This window comes from Arsenophonus sp. PmNCSU2021_1 (assembly GCF_036919435.1).
GTDB lineage: Bacteria > Pseudomonadota > Gammaproteobacteria > Enterobacterales > Enterobacteriaceae > Arsenophonus > Arsenophonus nilaparvatae.
On the sequence record NZ_JAZHPL010000001.1, the window covers coordinates 239,947 to 256,836 of the forward strand.

A 16,890-nucleotide genomic window follows, 5' to 3' on the forward strand; every position below is an offset into this window, starting at 1 on the left:
AATAAAAGTGATGCTCTAGGATCTGAGGAATGGACAGTAATGAAGCTATTTATTGATGAATAAATCATTAGAGTGGCTCAAATCCCTACGCCGATGTTAATCGGATCAGGTTCGACGAGTTTTTCTCAGCCAGCTATTAACAATATTAATCATAGCAGGCACCCCGTTGAGATGGCCTTATTGTAAGATGTTATCTTATAATTGCAAATACTATATTTGATAAAGGCTTACCATATAGAGTAGTATGAAACAATAAGTTATCTTTTAAATTTTTAACGAGGTAGTCAGATGGTTGACAATGATGGCTACCGCCCGAATGTAGGAATTGTAATTTGTAATCGGCAGGGCCAGGTATTATGGGCTCGTCGCTATGGGCAACATTCATGGCAGTTCCCTCAAGGGGGCATTAATCCTGAAGAATCGCCAGAACAGGCAATGTATCGGGAATTATTCGAAGAGGTTGGGTTGGATCGTAAAGATGTTAAAATATTAGCGTCTACCCGGAACTGGTTACGTTACAAATTACCTAAACGTTTGGTGCGTTGGGACACAAAGCCAGTTTGTATAGGGCAAAAGCAACGTTGGTTTTTGTTACAGTTGGTTTGTAATGAATATAATATTAATGTGCAAACAAGTAAAACGCCTGAATTTGATAGTTGGTGTTGGGTGAGTTATTGGTATCCTGTGCGTCAGGTTGTTTCTTTTAAACGCGATGTTTATCGGCGTGTTATGAAAGAATTTGCTCCGATGGTTATGTCACTGCAAAATAGTACAATGACATCAAATAAAAGCCATACCTATAGGCGTAAACGTGGCTAAATAAATTTAGCGAAAGAAAGTAGGTTTATGTTTATTTTAATAGCCAACTTTTGTCGTTTTGAAAGCGAAGTGAGAGTAGTGAAAGCTACTCTTGTTTATTTTTTGGAAAATTTACTAGCCAAAGTATGCATTAGATAGATTTGTTGATGAATTTAATCAATAAAATACTATTAGATTTTAAACCGCATGCAGTCATGCAATTCTATCAAGCTCTATAAAACTAAAGAGTGGAGACGATGAATAATAGTTATATTGTGTTTCCTAATATTGATCCTGTTATATTCTCGATTGGTCCAGTAGCCCTTCATTGGTATGGTTTGATGTATTTGGTGGGATTTGTTTTCGCTCTATGGTTGGCAAAACAGAGAGCCGGAAAAGCAAATAGTGGCTGGACCAAAAACGAAGTTGAAAATCTGCTCTATATTGGTTTCTTAGGTGTCTTTATCGGTGGACGTTTAGGCTATGTTTTATTTTATAATTTGCCGGCCTTCCTGAGCAATCCTTTGTATCTATTTAAAGTTTGGGACGGAGGAATGTCTTTTCATGGTGGGTTAATTGGTGTGATATGCGCTATGTGGTGGTATGCACGCAGAACTCATCGCCATTTTTTTCAAGTTGCCGATTTTGTTCCCCCATTAATCCCATTTGGATTAGGTATGGGACGTATTGGTAATTTTATTAATGGTGAACTTTGGGGACGTGTAACATTAGATACACCATGGGCAATGTTATTCCCAGGCTCACGAGCAGAAGACATTCAGATTGTTAGTCAAGACCCTTCTTTATTACCGATTTTAGAGCAGTATGGCGTATTACCACGACACCCTTCCCAACTTTATGAGATGTTTTTTGAAGGGATCATTTTATTTATTATTTTGAATCTGTTTATTCGTAAACCACGCCCAATGGGCAGTGTTTCAGGATTGTTTTTGATTGGTTATGGGGCTTTCCGTATTTTTGTTGAATTTTTCCGTCAGCCGGATGCGCAGTTGGGGCTATTTGGTGGTGTAAGTATGGGACAAATTTTGTCAGTTCCTATGATCATTATTGGTATTTTAATGATGATCTGGGCCTATAAGAAAGATAGCCATTGTACGGACTATTCCATTACTAGCAAGGCAGAAAAGAGTAAGTAGCAGAAAATTTTAATACAGTGTTTTTATTTATAGTATTAAATAATAGATTCTAAGCGAGTAATAATAATGAAACAATATCTGGATTTATGTCAGCGTATTATTGATAAAGGTCAGTGGGTAGCAAATAAACGCACTGGAGTTCGGTGTTTAACGGTTATCAATGCTGATCTTGAATATGATGTCGCAAATAACCAGTTTCCTTTAATTACGACTCGCAAAAGTTTTTATAAAGCGGCTATTGCTGAATTATTAGGTTATCTAAGAGGTTATTCTAACTCTGCACAATTTCGTGATATTGGCTGTAATACATGGAATGCCAATGCGAATGAAAATCAGGCATGGCTCAATAATCCGAACCGTAAAGGTGAAGATGACATGGGGCGAGTTTATGGTGTTCAGGGGCGTTCATGGCAACGGCCTAATGGTACTTATTTAGATCAGCTGCAAAAAGTTATTAGCAACCTTTCGGCAGGAATAGATGATCGTGCCGAGATAATCACTTTTTACAATCCGGGTGAGTTTGAATTAGGTTGTTTACGCCCTTGTATGCATACGTACACTTTTTCTCTGCTAGCTGATACGCTTTATTTAACTTCATATCAACGTAGTTGTGATGTTCCTTTGGGACTAAACTTTAATCAAATTCAATGTTTTGTTTTACTGGCACTGGTTGCTCAGATCACGGGTCACAAACCAGGTAAGGCTTACCATAAGATAGTGAATGCTCACATTTATGAAAATCAACTTTCGATTATGCGTGATATCCAGTTGAAGCGTACTCCTTATTCTTTGCCGCAACTACGTATTAATCCTAATATTAAAACATTAGAAGATATTGAAACCTGGGTGACTAGTGATGATTTTGAAGTAATTGGTTACCAATATCATGATGCAATTAAATATCCATTTACGGTATGACATTTTTTATGGGTTGCTTTGATCATTAACATCAAGAAGGTGACTACCATCTTATTTGCTGTTTTTAATTAATATTATGGTTTAATTAATAAATAGCTACTAAAAACATTAAAATCTGGGAGGCGTTTCTATCTTTGCTCCCCAGTTTTTTGTAATACCAATTTTTTAATAGATCTGTTTCCCTTCTATCTTATTTGAGCATTTATTTTTTTATCCTAAATACATAACAATAGTTTGCATTAATTGTGCTACATATGGCAAAAATATATGCGCCAACAAGGGTTCACTCTGCTTGAAATTATGATTGCGATTGCCATAGCAGCCTTGATTGCTGTTGTTAGCATTAAGGGGTGGCGAAATTATCAACAAAAAATACATTTAATTGTTGTTACGCAAAAAGTTGCCGCTTTTATTGCCCGTCATCAAATGCAGGCGGCTTATTTGAATCAAGAGAGGCAATTGATAGTTCAAACGGATAAAACTTCAAATTGGATGCTGATAGTTGCAATTAAAGGTAAAAAAGATACCCAGCAAAGTACGGAGATGAAGTGGATTAATAGGCATAATGAAGTAGTGTTGCATAATTACAGTCGAATATCGACCTTGTTGCTAGGTAAAAGAGGAACGGAATTACCGACAACTTTACGTTTTAGCAATCAATCAGCAGAGATCTCGATCATTATTTCGGGTTTGGGACGAGTGCGTTTATGTAGTAATCAAAGGCTGGGGGGAATAGCTAAATGCTAAATAAACACATTTCTTTTAATTGTAAGCAACAAGGTTTTTCTCTGATAGAAGTCCTAATCAGCTTAATAATAAGTAGTATTGTTTTTCTCGCTATCATAACGCTATATCCATTACTGACGCAGCAAATCAATCGATTATATCAAGCTTATCATCTTGATATTGTGGCGAGACAATTCTTATTAATGTTGGAAAAAGATGTTCGACGTTCAGGTTATTGTTTTGGTGATTGTGTCGGAGTGGCATTGAAAATTAGTGAAAAACGAGGCGAGGCAAAGCATTCCTGTATTCATCTTATTTACGATTACAATTTAGATGGCAAATGGCAAAAAGCAACAGATGAGACTTCTGATTTCTTTATCTATCGTATTCATCGAGGTAAGCTGGAAATACACCGTAGCGGAGTAGATTGTGAAGGGCAAGGATGGATAAACCTATTTGATCCCAAACAGATAATAGTTTCACAATTTGCTTTAAAAGAGGTGATCATGGATGAAAAACGTTTTTTAGCTGTATTTTTAAGTCTATCTCCGCGAGCATATCCAGATCTATTAGGGGAATACCAACTAAAAATTTATTTAAGAAATCAATCGATATGAAACTGATAAATTGGTTTTTTCCTCACAAGTTTGAACAGCAAGGGAGCGTTTTATTAATGGCAATAATAATGCTTATTTCTATGAGTTTATTAATGTTAAAAGCGTTGCATCATCATCAGAATAATATATTGCAGATGTTGGAAAGTGAACGAAGTTATTGGCTTTTTTTGAGCAAGCTGAGTCTGCATTGGCTTGGGGAAAATATCAACCTTGGGTTATGACTAAGCAAAAAAATGCCTCATGGTCTTGTCTGCAACCGTTAGGCGCTAATTTTAAAAGTTGTTTGCGTTACTATAAAAATGATTATTATCTATTAGCTGGCCATGCTTATTTTGAGGGTAAAGCTATATTTACACTTTATCAATGGCTTAAGAAAGATAAAAATGCCATATCTGGTTTTGTTCCTCTAAAACAGGGATGGTTGGATTTTTGTCCAGTTAAAAGAGCGGAATTTTGTCAATGAAAAATTCTAAGCCTAACAGGCAATCTGGAATGGCAATAACCGAAGTTATGGTAGCTATAGCCTTATTTGCTATTTCAGCTATCGCATTAATAAAATATGTTCATAATCTAATGGCTGGATTTTCTCTCGCATGGCAAAAAACACAGCAATTTCGCATGATGCACACTTTTTTTGAAAGTGGAGAAGCGATGCTAGGCATTGACTCTATTAGTGCCGATATAACAAATAATATGCCTAAAAATATTGATTTATCATATCGTTACGTGAACATTACAGATAATTGTAAGCAGATATTAGTTACATTTAAGATGCCTTATTAACCAATTAACTGCTGCATCAAGGTGGTACTGTTCGTCAGGAAAAGATTATGCTACAAATTTATCATTCTAATCAATTAGATATTCACAAAGAGCTTATTTCTAGTTTGATCAAAAATAATCCCTTGACACAGCCGTTTGAGCAAGAAATTATTTTGGTTCAAAGTCCAGGTATGTCGCAATGGCTACAAATAGAGCTTGCGCAAAGCTTGGGAATTGCCGCTAACATTTCTTTTCCGCTACCGGCAACTTTTATTTGGGACATGTTTACTCGGGTTTTATCTGATATCCCATCAGAGAGTGCTTTTACCAAAAAGGCAATGACTTGGAAATTAATGACAATTTTACCTTCCTTACTACAAGAACCTGAATTCAAGCCTCTTAGACAATATCTTAATGAGGATATGGGTAAACGTAAGTTGTATCAGTTATCAGCTCGGATTGCGGATCTGTTTGACCAATATTTAGTTTACCGTCCCCAATGGTTAGAAAGCTGGCGTAAAAAACAACTAATTGAGGGCTTAAGTGATAATCAGCAATGGCAAAAACGTCTTTGGTTAGCGTTGACAGAGTATACGGAAAAGCTTAATCAATCTAAATGGCATCGGGCAAATCTCTATCAACAATTTATACAAAGTTTGCATGCTAATCTGCCTTCACATATTAGGTTGCCGAAACGTGTATTTATCTGTGGTATCGCCGCATTACCTCCGGTTTATTTGCAGGCATTAAATGCCCTTGGCCAGCATATTGATATTCATTTAATGTTTACTAATCCATGTCGTTATTATTGGGGAGATATTCAGAGCTATGCTTCTTTGGCAAAACTTGAACGACGCAAGTTAAAAAATTATCGAAATAACCATGAAATTGCGCGTTTCAAGGGAGAAAGTTCGCCTGATACGTTATTTAATCAACAAGGTGAACAATTTCTAACTAATCCGCTATTAGCTTCTTGGGGTAAATTAGGCCGTGACAACCTCTATTTTCTGTCTCAGTTGGAGCTATCTAATGAAGTTGCTGCCTTTGTAGATTTACCACGTGATTGTTTGTTGCACCAAGTTCAGCGAGATATTTTAGATTTAGAAGATCATGCGCAACTTGGTTTAACCGAAGCGAGTTATAATAATAGTCTTTCAAAAAGACAATTAAGCAAACAAGATAAATCATTGACATTTCATTCATGCCATAGCCCACAACGTGAAATTGAAGTATTGCAAGATTATTTATTGCGCCTCTTTGAAGACGATCCAAATCTAACACCCAAAGATATAATTGTAATGGTGGCAGATATTGATAGTTACGCACCTTATATCCAAGCGGTGTTTAGTCATGTGTCCCCTGAACGTCGGTTACCTTTTTCTATTTCAGATAGAAAAGCCAGGCAGGTACATCCTATTTTGCAAGCTTTTATTTCGTTACTTGATTTACCCCAAAGTCGTTTTACCACAGAACAAGTATTAGCTTTATTAGAAGTGCCAGCAGTGGCTCGTCGATTTTCTATTTACGATGATGAATTACTTTTATTGCGACGATGGATTAACGAATCAGGTATCCGTTGGGGGCTTGATGATGAAAACATTGCAATGCTGGAATTACCAGCAACAGGGCAAAATACCTGGGCTTTTGGTTTAAATAGAATGTTGCTTGGTTATGTGATGGATAGTCATGTAGGAACTTGGAATAAAATTTTACCTTATGATGAATGTACAGGGTTATCCGCTAAATTAGCTGGGCAGCTTGCCGCATTTATTGATTCATTGGCTAGTTGGAGAAGTAAACTTAATCAGGAAAGAAAATTGTCAGAATGGTTGCCATTATGTCAATGCCTGTTAGATGCTTTTTTTGAGACTGATGAACAAATTGAAGCGATATTCATATTTATGCTCCAGCAATGGCAAAAAACGATTGAGACTGGAATAGTGGCAAAATATGAAGAAATAGTTCCTCTATCGCTTATTCGTGATGAATTAGCAACCTGTTTTGATGATGAAAAGATCAGTCAACGTTTTCTTGCAGGGGCAATTAATTTTTGTACTCTAATGCCTATGCGTTCTATTCCTTTTAAGGTTGTGTGTTTATTAGGTATGAACGACAGGATATATCCACGCTCAATACCTCCACTGGGTTTTGATTTAATGGCTGAGCAGCCACAACGCGGTGACAGAAAGCTTCGGGATGATGATCGCTATCTATTTTTGGAAGCTTTAAATTCCGCTTCTCAACTATTTTATGTTAGCTATATTGGGCATGCTATACGTGACAATCAAGAACATAATCCCTCGGTGCTAGTAAATGAATTACTTGATTATATTAGCCAAAGTTTTTGTTTAGAGGGTGATGAACATTTAAATATTGATCTTAGTGCTGATAGAGTAAAAGAACATTTAGTGATTAAACATACGCGAGTACCTTTTGCGACAGAGAATTATTTGCCTAATAGCATTCATCAGAGTTATGCTAGTGAATGGTTATCAGCAGCCAGAAAACAAGGTAATCCACGGCCTGAATTCTGTACTCCGTTAATGCCAATGATAGAACATGACAATGAAATATTATTAGAGCAGTTACTCTCTTTTTATCGACACCCGATCCGGGCTTTTTTTCAACAAAGGTTAAAAGTTAATTTTTTTAATGAAGAAGTACAATTACCGGAGGATGAGCCTTTTATTGTAAATAATTTACAACGATATAAATATAATGAACGCTTACTTAAGGCGATGATTTATGAAGAGTCACTGGAGGAGCTGTTAACGACTTTGCGTGCAACGGGTGGATTACCGGCAGAACATTTTGGTCAAATTTATTGGGAAAAACAGATCCAAGATATGCAGCCATTAGCTGATAAAGTAAAGATAAATTGTCATGAATATTTTAATAAACTATTTGTCGAACCCTTTGAGAATATTCGTTTGGCTGGACAATTACGAAATATTCAGCAAAACGGTATTATTCGTTATCGTCCTGCAAATTTAACGATTAATGATGGTTTATCTCTATGGATAGAACATTTAATTTTTTGTTTAACTGTTAGATCTGGTGAAAGTTACTATTGGGGAAGAGATAATAGTGAATGGTGTTTTGAGTCAGTGGACAAATATCAGGCGAAAGTATATTTACAACAGCTCATTAATGGTTATCAAGAGGGGATGAATTCGCCATTACCACTTTTTAATAAAAGTGGTTGGAATTGGTTAATGTCATGCTATAACAAAAAAAGTGAACAATTTGATTTTGAGTCTGAGGCTGTTTTGCGAAAAGCAAAAATGCAGCTTATCCACTCCTTACAAGGTATCTATAATCAGCCAGGTGAAATGGAAGATAGCTATATTGGTCGTGCTTTCAGTAAAATAGATAGTAATTTGCTTGAAACAATACAAAAAAAGGCACGTACTTATTTATTGCCAATGGCAATCTATAGAAAAAATAAAAAGAGGATGTAATAAGATGCTTAAAGTAACAAGGGTTGTTATGAAAAACATGATAGTCGTGCTCTTATTACTATTTGGTACGGTAAGTTTTGCTAAGCAGAATTGGCAAGTTTTACCTGATAGGATAAACAAAAGTGAAAAACATACTCGAGGGTATCAGGCGATAAAACTTTCTAATAATATGATTGTATTGCTAATATCTGATCCGAAGGCCAGTAAATCATTAGCTGCGGTTACCTTACCAGTTGGCACAATGGAAAGTTCTGATCAAGAACTTGGTTTGGCACATTACCTTGAACACATGGTATTGATGGGCTCTAAACGCTATCCTGAGTCAGGTGAAATATCAGAATTTTTGCAAAAACATGGTGGCAATCATAATGCTAGTACGGCTTCTAATCTTACTGCTTACTATTTAGAAGTTGAAAATGGTGCTTTAAAAGCAGCCACAGATCGCTTGGCAAGTGCATTAGCCGAGCCATTACTTGATCCTAAAAATGCCGATCGAGAACGTAATGCAGTCAATGCAGAATTAACCATGGCACGTGCTCGCGATGAAATGCGATTATGGCAAGTGCGTTCTGAAACACTTAATCCGGCTCATCCTAATTCACGTTTTTCTGGTGGAAATTTAGAAACCTTAAGCGATAAGCCTGGTAGTCATTTACAGACTGAGCTCAAGAATTTTTATTATCGCTATTACTCAGCTAATTTAATGAAAGGTATTTTGTATGGCAATGACTCATTGAGTCAATTAGCCAAAATCGCAGCTGAAACTTTTGGTCGTATTCCAAATCGAAAGGCTATTGTTCCTGAAATAACGGTACCCGCTATAACCGATAAAGAAAAAGGAATAATAATTCATTATGTGCCAGCACAACCTAAAAAAGTTCTGCAACTTGAATTTAGTATTGCAAATAATTTAACAGAATTTCGCAGTAAGTCAGATGAATATATTGGCTATTTGATAGGAAATCGAAGTCAAAATACCCTTGCTGATTGGTTACTAAAGAATGGTCTTGCTGAAGAGATTAATGTTGACGTTGTACTAGATGTTGATCGTAATAATGGCATTTTTTCAATAAACGTTTTATTAACGGATAAGGGATTGGGAAATAGAGATAAGATTATTGTGGCAATATTTTCCTATATTGATTTATTAAAAGAACAAGGTATTAAGAGTGGTTATTTTAACGAGATCGCTAATGTTCTGAAGCTTTCATTTCAACATAATTCTATTGTTCGTGATATGAATTATATTCAGCAACTATCTAATCAAATGTTGAATATCCCAATTGCACATGTGCTTGATGCTAATTACATTGCTGATCGCTTTGATCCAAAAGCAATAAGCAGCCGTTTAGCAGAATTAACTCCCTATAATGCCAGAATTTGGTTTATCGCACCGAATGAACCACATAATAAAGAAGCCTATTTTCTCAATGCTCCTTATCAAGTTGATAAAATTAACAGCCAACAATATCAACGATGGTCTGAATTAAAAAAATCAATGCATTTTTCGTTACCTGAATTGAACCCTTATATTGCTGATGATTTTTCTTTAATTAAAAGTTCTCGTCATTATCAGCATCCAGAATTGGTATATGAGCAAGGAAATGTGCGGGTAGTCTATATGCCAAGTCAATATTTTGCTGATGAACCTAAAGGTGGGATTGCGATAGATTTACGTAATGAGCAGAGCAGTAAAACGGCAAAAACTCAAGTTAGTGCAGTGTTATTAGAATACCTGGCCTCTTTAAAATTGTCTCAATTAAGTTACCAAGCTTCCGTCGCCGGAATGGAACTGGTGGTATCTTCAAATTTAGGCCTGCAATTGAAAACCAGTGGTTATACTCAACATCTAGCGGAATTGACGACAAAAATGGTTAAGGAATTTCTTACCTTCACAATTTCTGCTGACGAAGTTACACAAGCAAAATCATGGTATAGGGAACAGCTTGAAGTTAGCAATAATCTTAAAGCCTTTGAGTTGGCAATGCAGCCGAAACAACGTTTAGAAAAAGTACCTTATTTTGAGCAAGAACAGCGCTTGAAGGCCCTGGAAACGATCACAGCAAATGACATCCTAAACTACCGTCAAGAGACTATTGACAATGCTGCTTTACAAGCGATTGTATTCGGCAATCTAACACAAAAGCAAGGCATTGATATTATTAAGTCTATTGCCCATTTATTGAATAATAAAGGCAAGAATTGGTGGAGAGGGGATATTATTGTTGTTGATAAACAGCATAAAGTAAATTTCCAACATCAGGTAAATAGTACAGATAATGCGTTAGCAGAAATATTTATTCCGACAGGATATGATCGTTATAGTGGATTTGTCTTATCAAATATTTTGGCCAATATTTTACATCCTTGGTTTTTTGAGCAACTTAGGACGCAAGAACAATTAGGCTATGCTGTTTTTGCCTTTACTACTAGCCTTGGTGAGCAATGGGGATTAGGTTTTTTATTGCAAAGTAATAATAAAACCCCTGCGTATTTGAATACACGCTATCAAAACTTTTATCAATTAGCCTTTAAAAAATTAAATGCAAATGCCAAAAAAAGAATTTGAGCAATACAAAAAGGCACTATTGACGGAAATGGAACAGCCTCCGCAAACTTTTTATGAGGAGATAGATCGTTTTTTACCAGATTTTGCGAGGAATAACTTTGCTTTTGATAGCAGAAAAAAATTAATCAAAGTATTGAAAACGGTTACACAGCAAGATCTATTAACTTTTTATAACAATGCCGTTTTGCAACAAACAGGTTTAGCTTTTGTTTCACAAATTATTGCAAAAGAGGTTAATAAAGAAGGCTATGCTCAATTGAAAGATTGGATAACTTATCCGACTGCATCTGAATTACAAAAGATTTTGCCAATTGAGGTAGATGCTAAGTGAGTAATCGGCGAATACAGGCTTATCAACTGGATCCTTATTGTTTGCCTCTCTATGGCCAGCGATTGATAGAAGCTTCAGCAGGAACAGGAAAAACCTATACGATAGCTTTACTCTATTTGCGATTGTTATTAGGTGTTGGGCAAAAAAATGCATTTTCTCGCCCATTAAGTGTTGAAGAGATTTTAGTCGTCACTTTTACTGAAGCGGCAACCGATGAGTTACGATCACGTATTCGCCACAATATTCATCAAATGAGAATGGCCTGTATTAGAGATGGTATTGGTTTTGATGAAAATTCAATATTCCGAATCTTACTATCTTCTATTGCAGATAAAGAGGTGGCTGCTCAATGGTTACTTGCTGCTGAACGTCAAATGGATGAAGCGGCAATTTATACTATCCATGGATTCTGTCAACGCATGTTGGTGCATAATGCTTTTGAGTCAGGTATGCTATTTGAGCAATCAAGAATAAAAGATGAATATACCATACAAAAACAGGCTTGTGCTGATTTTTGGCGCTGCAACTGCTATCCACTTAATTATTCTATATCAAAAGTTATTGTTGATGAATGGAGTGACCCAGAGGCACTTTTAGCCGAAATAAAGCCTTATTTACAAGGCGATATTCCGAATCTTGTTAACCAATCGATTGAAGCGCAATCAATAAAACAGCGTCATCAGACCCTAATTGACAGGATAAAAAAAGTAAAAGCGTTGTGGCTTTTAAATTCAGCAAGTTTCATTGATTTAATTACTAATTCCGCTATTAATAAACGTAGTTATAGTCGCCGTAATTTACCGGGTTGGATAGCCGTGGTCACTGGTTGGGCTCAATCAGCAACAGTCGATTATAAAACCCCTAAAGAACTAGCTCGTTTTTGCCAATCTGAACTGATAGATAAAACACCGACAGGTCAAGTACCTGAACATGAGGTTTTTCGTGCTATTGATAATTTGATGCAACAATCACTTACATTACGCAATATCATTATTTCAAAAGCGATTATTGACGTTCGTCAAACAATTGTTAAAGAGAAAAGACGACGTGGAGAGATTGGATTTGATGATTTATTAAGTCATTTAGATCAGGCACTACATGCAGAAGGTGGTGAGCTATTATCTAACACGATCCGTAATCGTTACCCGGTTGTTATGGTTGATGAGTTTCAAGATACTGATCCGCAACAATATCGCATTTTTCAACGTATTTATCAGGGGCATAATCATTGTGGTTTGTTATTTATTGGCGATCCTAAACAAGCTATTTATGCTTTCCGTGGGGCGGATATTTTTACTTATCTTAAAGCTAAAGATCAGATTGAATCACACTATACTCTTGATACTAATTGGCGCTCTTCACCAAGTATGGTAGCAGCTATTAATCAATTATTCAGTCGGGCAACAAAACCGTTTTTATTTGAGCAAATACCTTTTAACACAGTTGATTCAGCCTCTTCAAATCAGCATTTAGCATTTATTCATAAAACAGCAAAATTATCAGCTTTAAATTTTTGTTATTTAGATAAAGAAGCGGTTTCAACCTTGGACTATCAACAAACGATGGCCTATCAGTGTGCTAGTCAGATTTGTGATTGGCTTAAAGGGGGTGAGAATGGAACAACCTGGCTGTATCGAAATGATGTAAAACAGCCGGTAACAGCTGCGGATATTATGGTGTTAGTCAGAAGTCGTCGCGAAGCAGTAATGATACGAGAAGCATTAAGTAAATTTAATATTTCGTCAGTTTTTCTTTCTAATCAAGAAAGCGTTTTTGCTACTGATGAAGCGCGCGATCTATTATGGTTATTACAAGCCGTGCTCTCACCTGAAAAGGAGCGTACGCTGCGTTGTGCATTAGCTACTCGTTTAGTTGGACTAAGTGCACAAGATATTGAGCAATTAAATCAAGATGAAAATCAGTGGGAGATACGGGTTGAAGAGTTTGCCAATTATTTATTGATTTGGCAGCGACATGGTATTTTGCCTGCATTACGAGCTATTATGGTTAACCATCGGATTGCTGAAAACCTACTGATGGATAATATAGATGGTGAAAGGCGCTTGATGGATGTGATGCATCTGAGTGAATTGTTGCAAGAAGCTGAATTACAGCTTGAAAGTGAGCATGCTCTAGTTCGTTGGTTAGCTCAGCAGATCGATCACCCCGATCCGTTAGTAGAAAATCAGCAAATACGTCTAGAGAGTGATAGTCACTTGGTGAGTATTAGTACGATCCATAAATCTAAAGGTTTAGAATTCCCGATTGTTTGGTTACCTTTTGCCTGTCAATTCTCGCAGCAAAAATTGGCAACGTTCCATGATCGTGATAATTTTCAAACTTGTCTTGATCTGGCCCAACAAGAAGAGAGCATCAGGCTGGCTAATGAAGAGCGTTTAGCCGAAGATCTGCGGCTGTTATATATTGCACTAACGCGCTCAAAATATCATTGTAGTGTTGGTATTGCACCTTTAATAAAAGGTCGTCCTAGTGGGGAAAGTGGTAATACGGATTTGCATCAAAGCGCATTAGGTTATTTATTGCAAAATGGACAGCCAGGTAATGCGACTTTATTGCGTGATGCTCTAGGTGCATTAGCGAGTGAAAATATTAGCATCACACCTGTTAGTGATATTAACTTATCGCCTTGGTACCCGAAAGAAAATACACCCGTGAAGTTATTGGCTCGAAATTTTACAGGACAGATCCAAAATACCTGGCGGGTTACGAGTTATTCAGGATTAACCTATCATGATATGTATTCTGATAAATTTACTGCTAGTGATATAAGTATTGAGATTGCTATACAAGATTTGGCACCTAAAATGGACGTTGATGCACAAGGTGACAGCTCATTGGTTCAAGGTGAAATAGCAGAGTGGAGTGTTCATACCTTTCCTAAGGGGGCCACAGCAGGAACTTTTTTGCATTCCCTGTTGGAATTACTGCCATTTAATCAACATCCACAAGAGTCTTGGTTAGCTGAAAAATTAGAGCAAGCCGGTTTTTCCGCTGATTGGGCACCGGTGCTTAAAATGTGGCTAATAAATATTTTTGACACACCTTTACTTAGTGATAGCCTCAGCTTGTCAACGATCACGCCAGAGAATCAATTAAATGAAATGCAATTTCATTTACCGATAGAAAAATTGTTATTGCCATCTGCATTAGATAGGCTAACTCATCAATATGATGTTTTATCTCAACGTTGTCCACCGCTTAGTTTTGAGCCAGTAACGGGCGTTTTAAAAGGTTATATTGATTTAGTTTTTTGCTGGCAAGACAAATTTTATCTGCTTGATTATAAATCAAATTGGTTAGGGGAAAATGGTCTGGCATATAGCCAGGAGGCCATACAGAATGCCATGATTGATCATAGATATGATTTACAGTATCAGCTTTATACATTAGCTATGCATCGTTATTTACGGAATCGTTTACCTAATTATGATTATCAAAAACATTTTGGTGGGGTTATCTACCTTTTTTTGCGTGGATTTGATGCGAAAAACCCTGGTTATGGTATTTATCACACTATTCCTCCTTATGCGTTTATTAATAGCCTGGATGAGTTATTTAATGCAACTAATCGAGGTGAGCAATGATGATAACTTTACTAAAGCGAGCTGCTGAGCTTAATTTGTTTAGTTGTTTAGACATACAACTTGCTATTCGGTTAGCTGATGATGAAAACCCATTATTGTTATTAATATTTGCAATATTAAGTGCTGAAACTCGAGCAGGTCATGTTTGTTTATTTATTGATAAGCTCGAACCCGCTTATTTATTTGAAGGTAGACAGACGGAAATGGCTTTTATGCTCTGGGAAATGGCAGGAGCACCTGATAGTAACAGGATTTATTCTGAGCTTAAACAATGTAATGCAGTTTGTGAGGCACCTCAATTAGCAGCAAAACCATTAGTATTATCAGATAACAAACTTTATTTTCAGCGGATGTGGGCTGATGAAGGACTAGTGGCTGATTTTTTTTCTCGCCATTTGTTAGAAACCGTTGATGAACAGCGATTAGCGACTATTTTAACTGGTTTTTTTGCGTCCTCGAAAACTCAAGATTGGCAAAAAATAGCTGTTGCTGTTGCAGTAACCAGTCGGATCGCAGTTATTTCTGGTGGGCCGGGTACAGGAAAAACCACGACAGTGGCACGTTTATTAGCTACTTTAGTCCAATTAAGTGATGAAAAGTTAATCATTCAGCTAGCGGCGCCGACAGGAAAAGCGGCTGCTCGATTAACGGAATCATTAAATAATGCATTATTAAAACTGAATTTATCTGCTGATGAGTATGCGGTTATGCCAGAACAAGCGCAGACTGTGCATCGATTATTAGGCGCTCAACCCAATAGCCAATTATTACGTTATCACAAAGACAATCCACTTTTGCTAGACGTTTTAATTATTGATGAGGCATCGATGGTTGATCTGTCTATGATGGCTAGATTAATTGAAGCTCTACCAGATCATGCCCGTGTCATTTTGCTAGCTGATAAAGATCAATTAGCTTCTGTTGAAGCGGGCGCTGTCCTAGGCGATCTTTGTCGTTTTTCAGAATCGGGATACAGTCGTGAAAGAGCGGCACAACTGACTAAAATCACAGCTTGTAATTTATCTGATTTTATATCGAATGATGGGCCAGAGGTTAAAGATAGTATTTGTTTATTACGAAAAAGTTATCGTTTTGATGCGCAATCAGGAATTGGTCGACTAGCTACTACAATTAACAAAGGTAATATTAAACAGGTTGAGCAACTATTAGCGCAGCAAAATGCGGATATTGCTTTTCATTCAATTGCTTCGTCTGAGAAATATGGCAAATTACTTTTTGATGCGGCTGAATGTTACCGTTGCTATCTGGATATGATAAAAACGGGTCGAGATCCCGAAGAAATCCTGACTACTTTTAATCGTTATCGTTTATTAGCTGCTTTGAGGGAAGGACCATACGGGGTTACAGGGTTAAATGATAAATTAGAACAGCTTTTACATCGTCAAGGAAGTATTCGACGGCCTACCTATACCTGGAATAAAAATTATGAAGGTCGTCCAATAATGATCACCAAAAATGATCGTCCTCTTGGCTTATTTAATGGTGATATTGGTGTTATGTTACGGGATGGTCAACAAGATTTAAAAGCCTATTTTCAGTTGCCTAATGGGGTGATAAAAAAAATACAACCCAGTCGTTTACCTCAGCATGAAACTGCGTTTGTTATGACAGTACATAAATCTCAAGGATCAGAATTTGAACATGCCGCATTAGTTTTACCGCCAATTTTTACTCCTATTATTAGTAAAGAGCTTATTTATACTGCAATTACCAGAGCAAAAATTCAGTTGACGATTTATGCTGAGCGTCATGTTTTTGCTAAAGCGTTAATGACCTCAACGGAACGGCATAGTGGTTTGACTGAGCGCTTACTTTAATGAAAGTAGAACCCATTTTATTCGTTATTTTGTTTGATATTATTAATAGTGAATATTAATAGCGATAAAAGTAAAAAATAATAAATATTTAATTGTAGCGAACTGAAT

The 16,890-nt window shown here is 36.6% G+C and carries 10 protein-coding genes, 1 pseudogene and 1 riboswitch; all 11 genes and pseudogenes read left to right on the forward strand.

The window, feature by feature from the left end; genetic code table 11:
- Positions 1 to 64: 64 nt before the first annotated feature.
- A riboswitch (TPP riboswitch) is annotated at positions 65 to 176 on the reverse strand.
- 112 nt (positions 177 to 288) lie between these two features.
- Positions 289 to 819 carry an RNA pyrophosphohydrolase gene (gene rppH / locus V3224_RS01430; protein ID WP_334468052.1) on the forward strand — a complete coding sequence of 177 codons (531 nt, stop codon included), beginning with the start codon at positions 289 to 291 and terminating at the stop codon, positions 817 to 819.
- 236 nt (positions 820 to 1,055) lie between these two features.
- A complete protein-coding gene (gene lgt, locus V3224_RS01435) occupies positions 1,056 to 1,955 on the forward strand; it encodes a prolipoprotein diacylglyceryl transferase (protein WP_334468054.1) in 900 nt (299 codons plus the stop codon).
- 66 nt (positions 1,956 to 2,021) lie between these two features.
- Positions 2,022 to 2,873 carry a thymidylate synthase gene (locus tag V3224_RS01440; protein ID WP_334468056.1) on the forward strand — a complete coding sequence of 284 codons (852 nt, stop codon included), beginning with the start codon at positions 2,022 to 2,024 and terminating at the stop codon, positions 2,871 to 2,873.
- 267 nt (positions 2,874 to 3,140) lie between these two features.
- Positions 3,141 to 3,620, forward strand: a complete 480-nt coding sequence (locus V3224_RS01445; protein ID WP_334468057.1) for a prepilin-type N-terminal cleavage/methylation domain-containing protein — start codon at positions 3,141 to 3,143, stop codon at positions 3,618 to 3,620.
- The gene (locus V3224_RS01450; RefSeq protein ID WP_334468058.1) at positions 3,614 to 4,216 is read left to right on the forward strand and encodes a prepilin peptidase-dependent protein; all 603 of its coding nucleotides are present in this window, start codon (positions 3,614 to 3,616) and stop codon (positions 4,214 to 4,216) included. Before V3224_RS01445 ends, V3224_RS01450 begins: the two co-directional genes overlap by 7 nt.
- A 157-nt stretch (positions 4,217 to 4,373) precedes the next feature.
- Entirely contained in the window at positions 4,374 to 4,679 is a 306-nt protein-coding gene (locus tag V3224_RS01455) for a DUF2509 family protein (RefSeq protein ID WP_334468059.1), read from the forward strand.
- Complete coding sequence (locus tag V3224_RS01460) at positions 4,676 to 4,999, forward strand: type IV pilus modification PilV family protein (protein ID WP_334468100.1); 324 nt, start codon at positions 4,676 to 4,678, stop codon at positions 4,997 to 4,999. Before V3224_RS01455 ends, V3224_RS01460 begins: the two co-directional genes overlap by 4 nt.
- Positions 5,000 to 5,046: 47 nt before the next feature.
- A complete protein-coding gene (gene recC / locus V3224_RS01465) occupies positions 5,047 to 8,439 on the forward strand; it encodes an exodeoxyribonuclease V subunit gamma (protein ID WP_334468060.1) in 3,393 nt (1,130 codons plus the stop codon).
- Positions 8,440 to 8,443: 4 nt separating this feature from the next.
- A pseudogene (gene ptrA, locus V3224_RS01470) lies at positions 8,444 to 11,339 on the forward strand (pitrilysin).
- Positions 11,336 to 14,944 (forward strand): exodeoxyribonuclease V subunit beta, encoded by a 3,609-nt coding sequence (recB, locus tag V3224_RS01475; protein ID WP_334468061.1) that lies wholly within the window; start codon positions 11,336 to 11,338, stop codon positions 14,942 to 14,944. The pseudogene ptrA and the gene recB overlap by 4 nt, the downstream one beginning before the upstream one ends.
- Positions 14,944 to 16,782 carry an exodeoxyribonuclease V subunit alpha gene (gene recD / locus V3224_RS01480; protein WP_334468101.1) on the forward strand — a complete coding sequence of 613 codons (1,839 nt, stop codon included), beginning with the start codon at positions 14,944 to 14,946 and terminating at the stop codon, positions 16,780 to 16,782. The genes recB and recD overlap by 1 nt, the downstream gene beginning before the upstream one ends.
- The last annotated feature ends 108 nt before the right edge of the window (positions 16,783 to 16,890 follow it).

Coding starts and splice junctions, on each gene's coding strand:
- V3224_RS01440 (WP_334468056.1), top strand. CDS start 2,022: ATGAAACAATATCTGGATTTATGTCAGCGTATTATTGATAAAGGTCAG.
- rppH (WP_334468052.1), top strand. CDS start 289: ATGGTTGACAATGATGGCTACCGCCCGAATGTAGGAATTGTAATTTGT.
- V3224_RS01450 (WP_334468058.1), top strand. CDS start 3,614: ATGCTAAATAAACACATTTCTTTTAATTGTAAGCAACAAGGTTTTTCT.
- V3224_RS01460 (WP_334468100.1), top strand. CDS start 4,676: ATGAAAAATTCTAAGCCTAACAGGCAATCTGGAATGGCAATAACCGAA.
- recC (WP_334468060.1), top strand. CDS start 5,047: ATGCTACAAATTTATCATTCTAATCAATTAGATATTCACAAAGAGCTT.
- recD (WP_334468101.1), top strand. CDS start 14,944: ATGATAACTTTACTAAAGCGAGCTGCTGAGCTTAATTTGTTTAGTTGT.
- lgt (WP_334468054.1), top strand. CDS start 1,056: ATGAATAATAGTTATATTGTGTTTCCTAATATTGATCCTGTTATATTC.
- V3224_RS01445 (WP_334468057.1), top strand. CDS start 3,141: ATGCGCCAACAAGGGTTCACTCTGCTTGAAATTATGATTGCGATTGCC.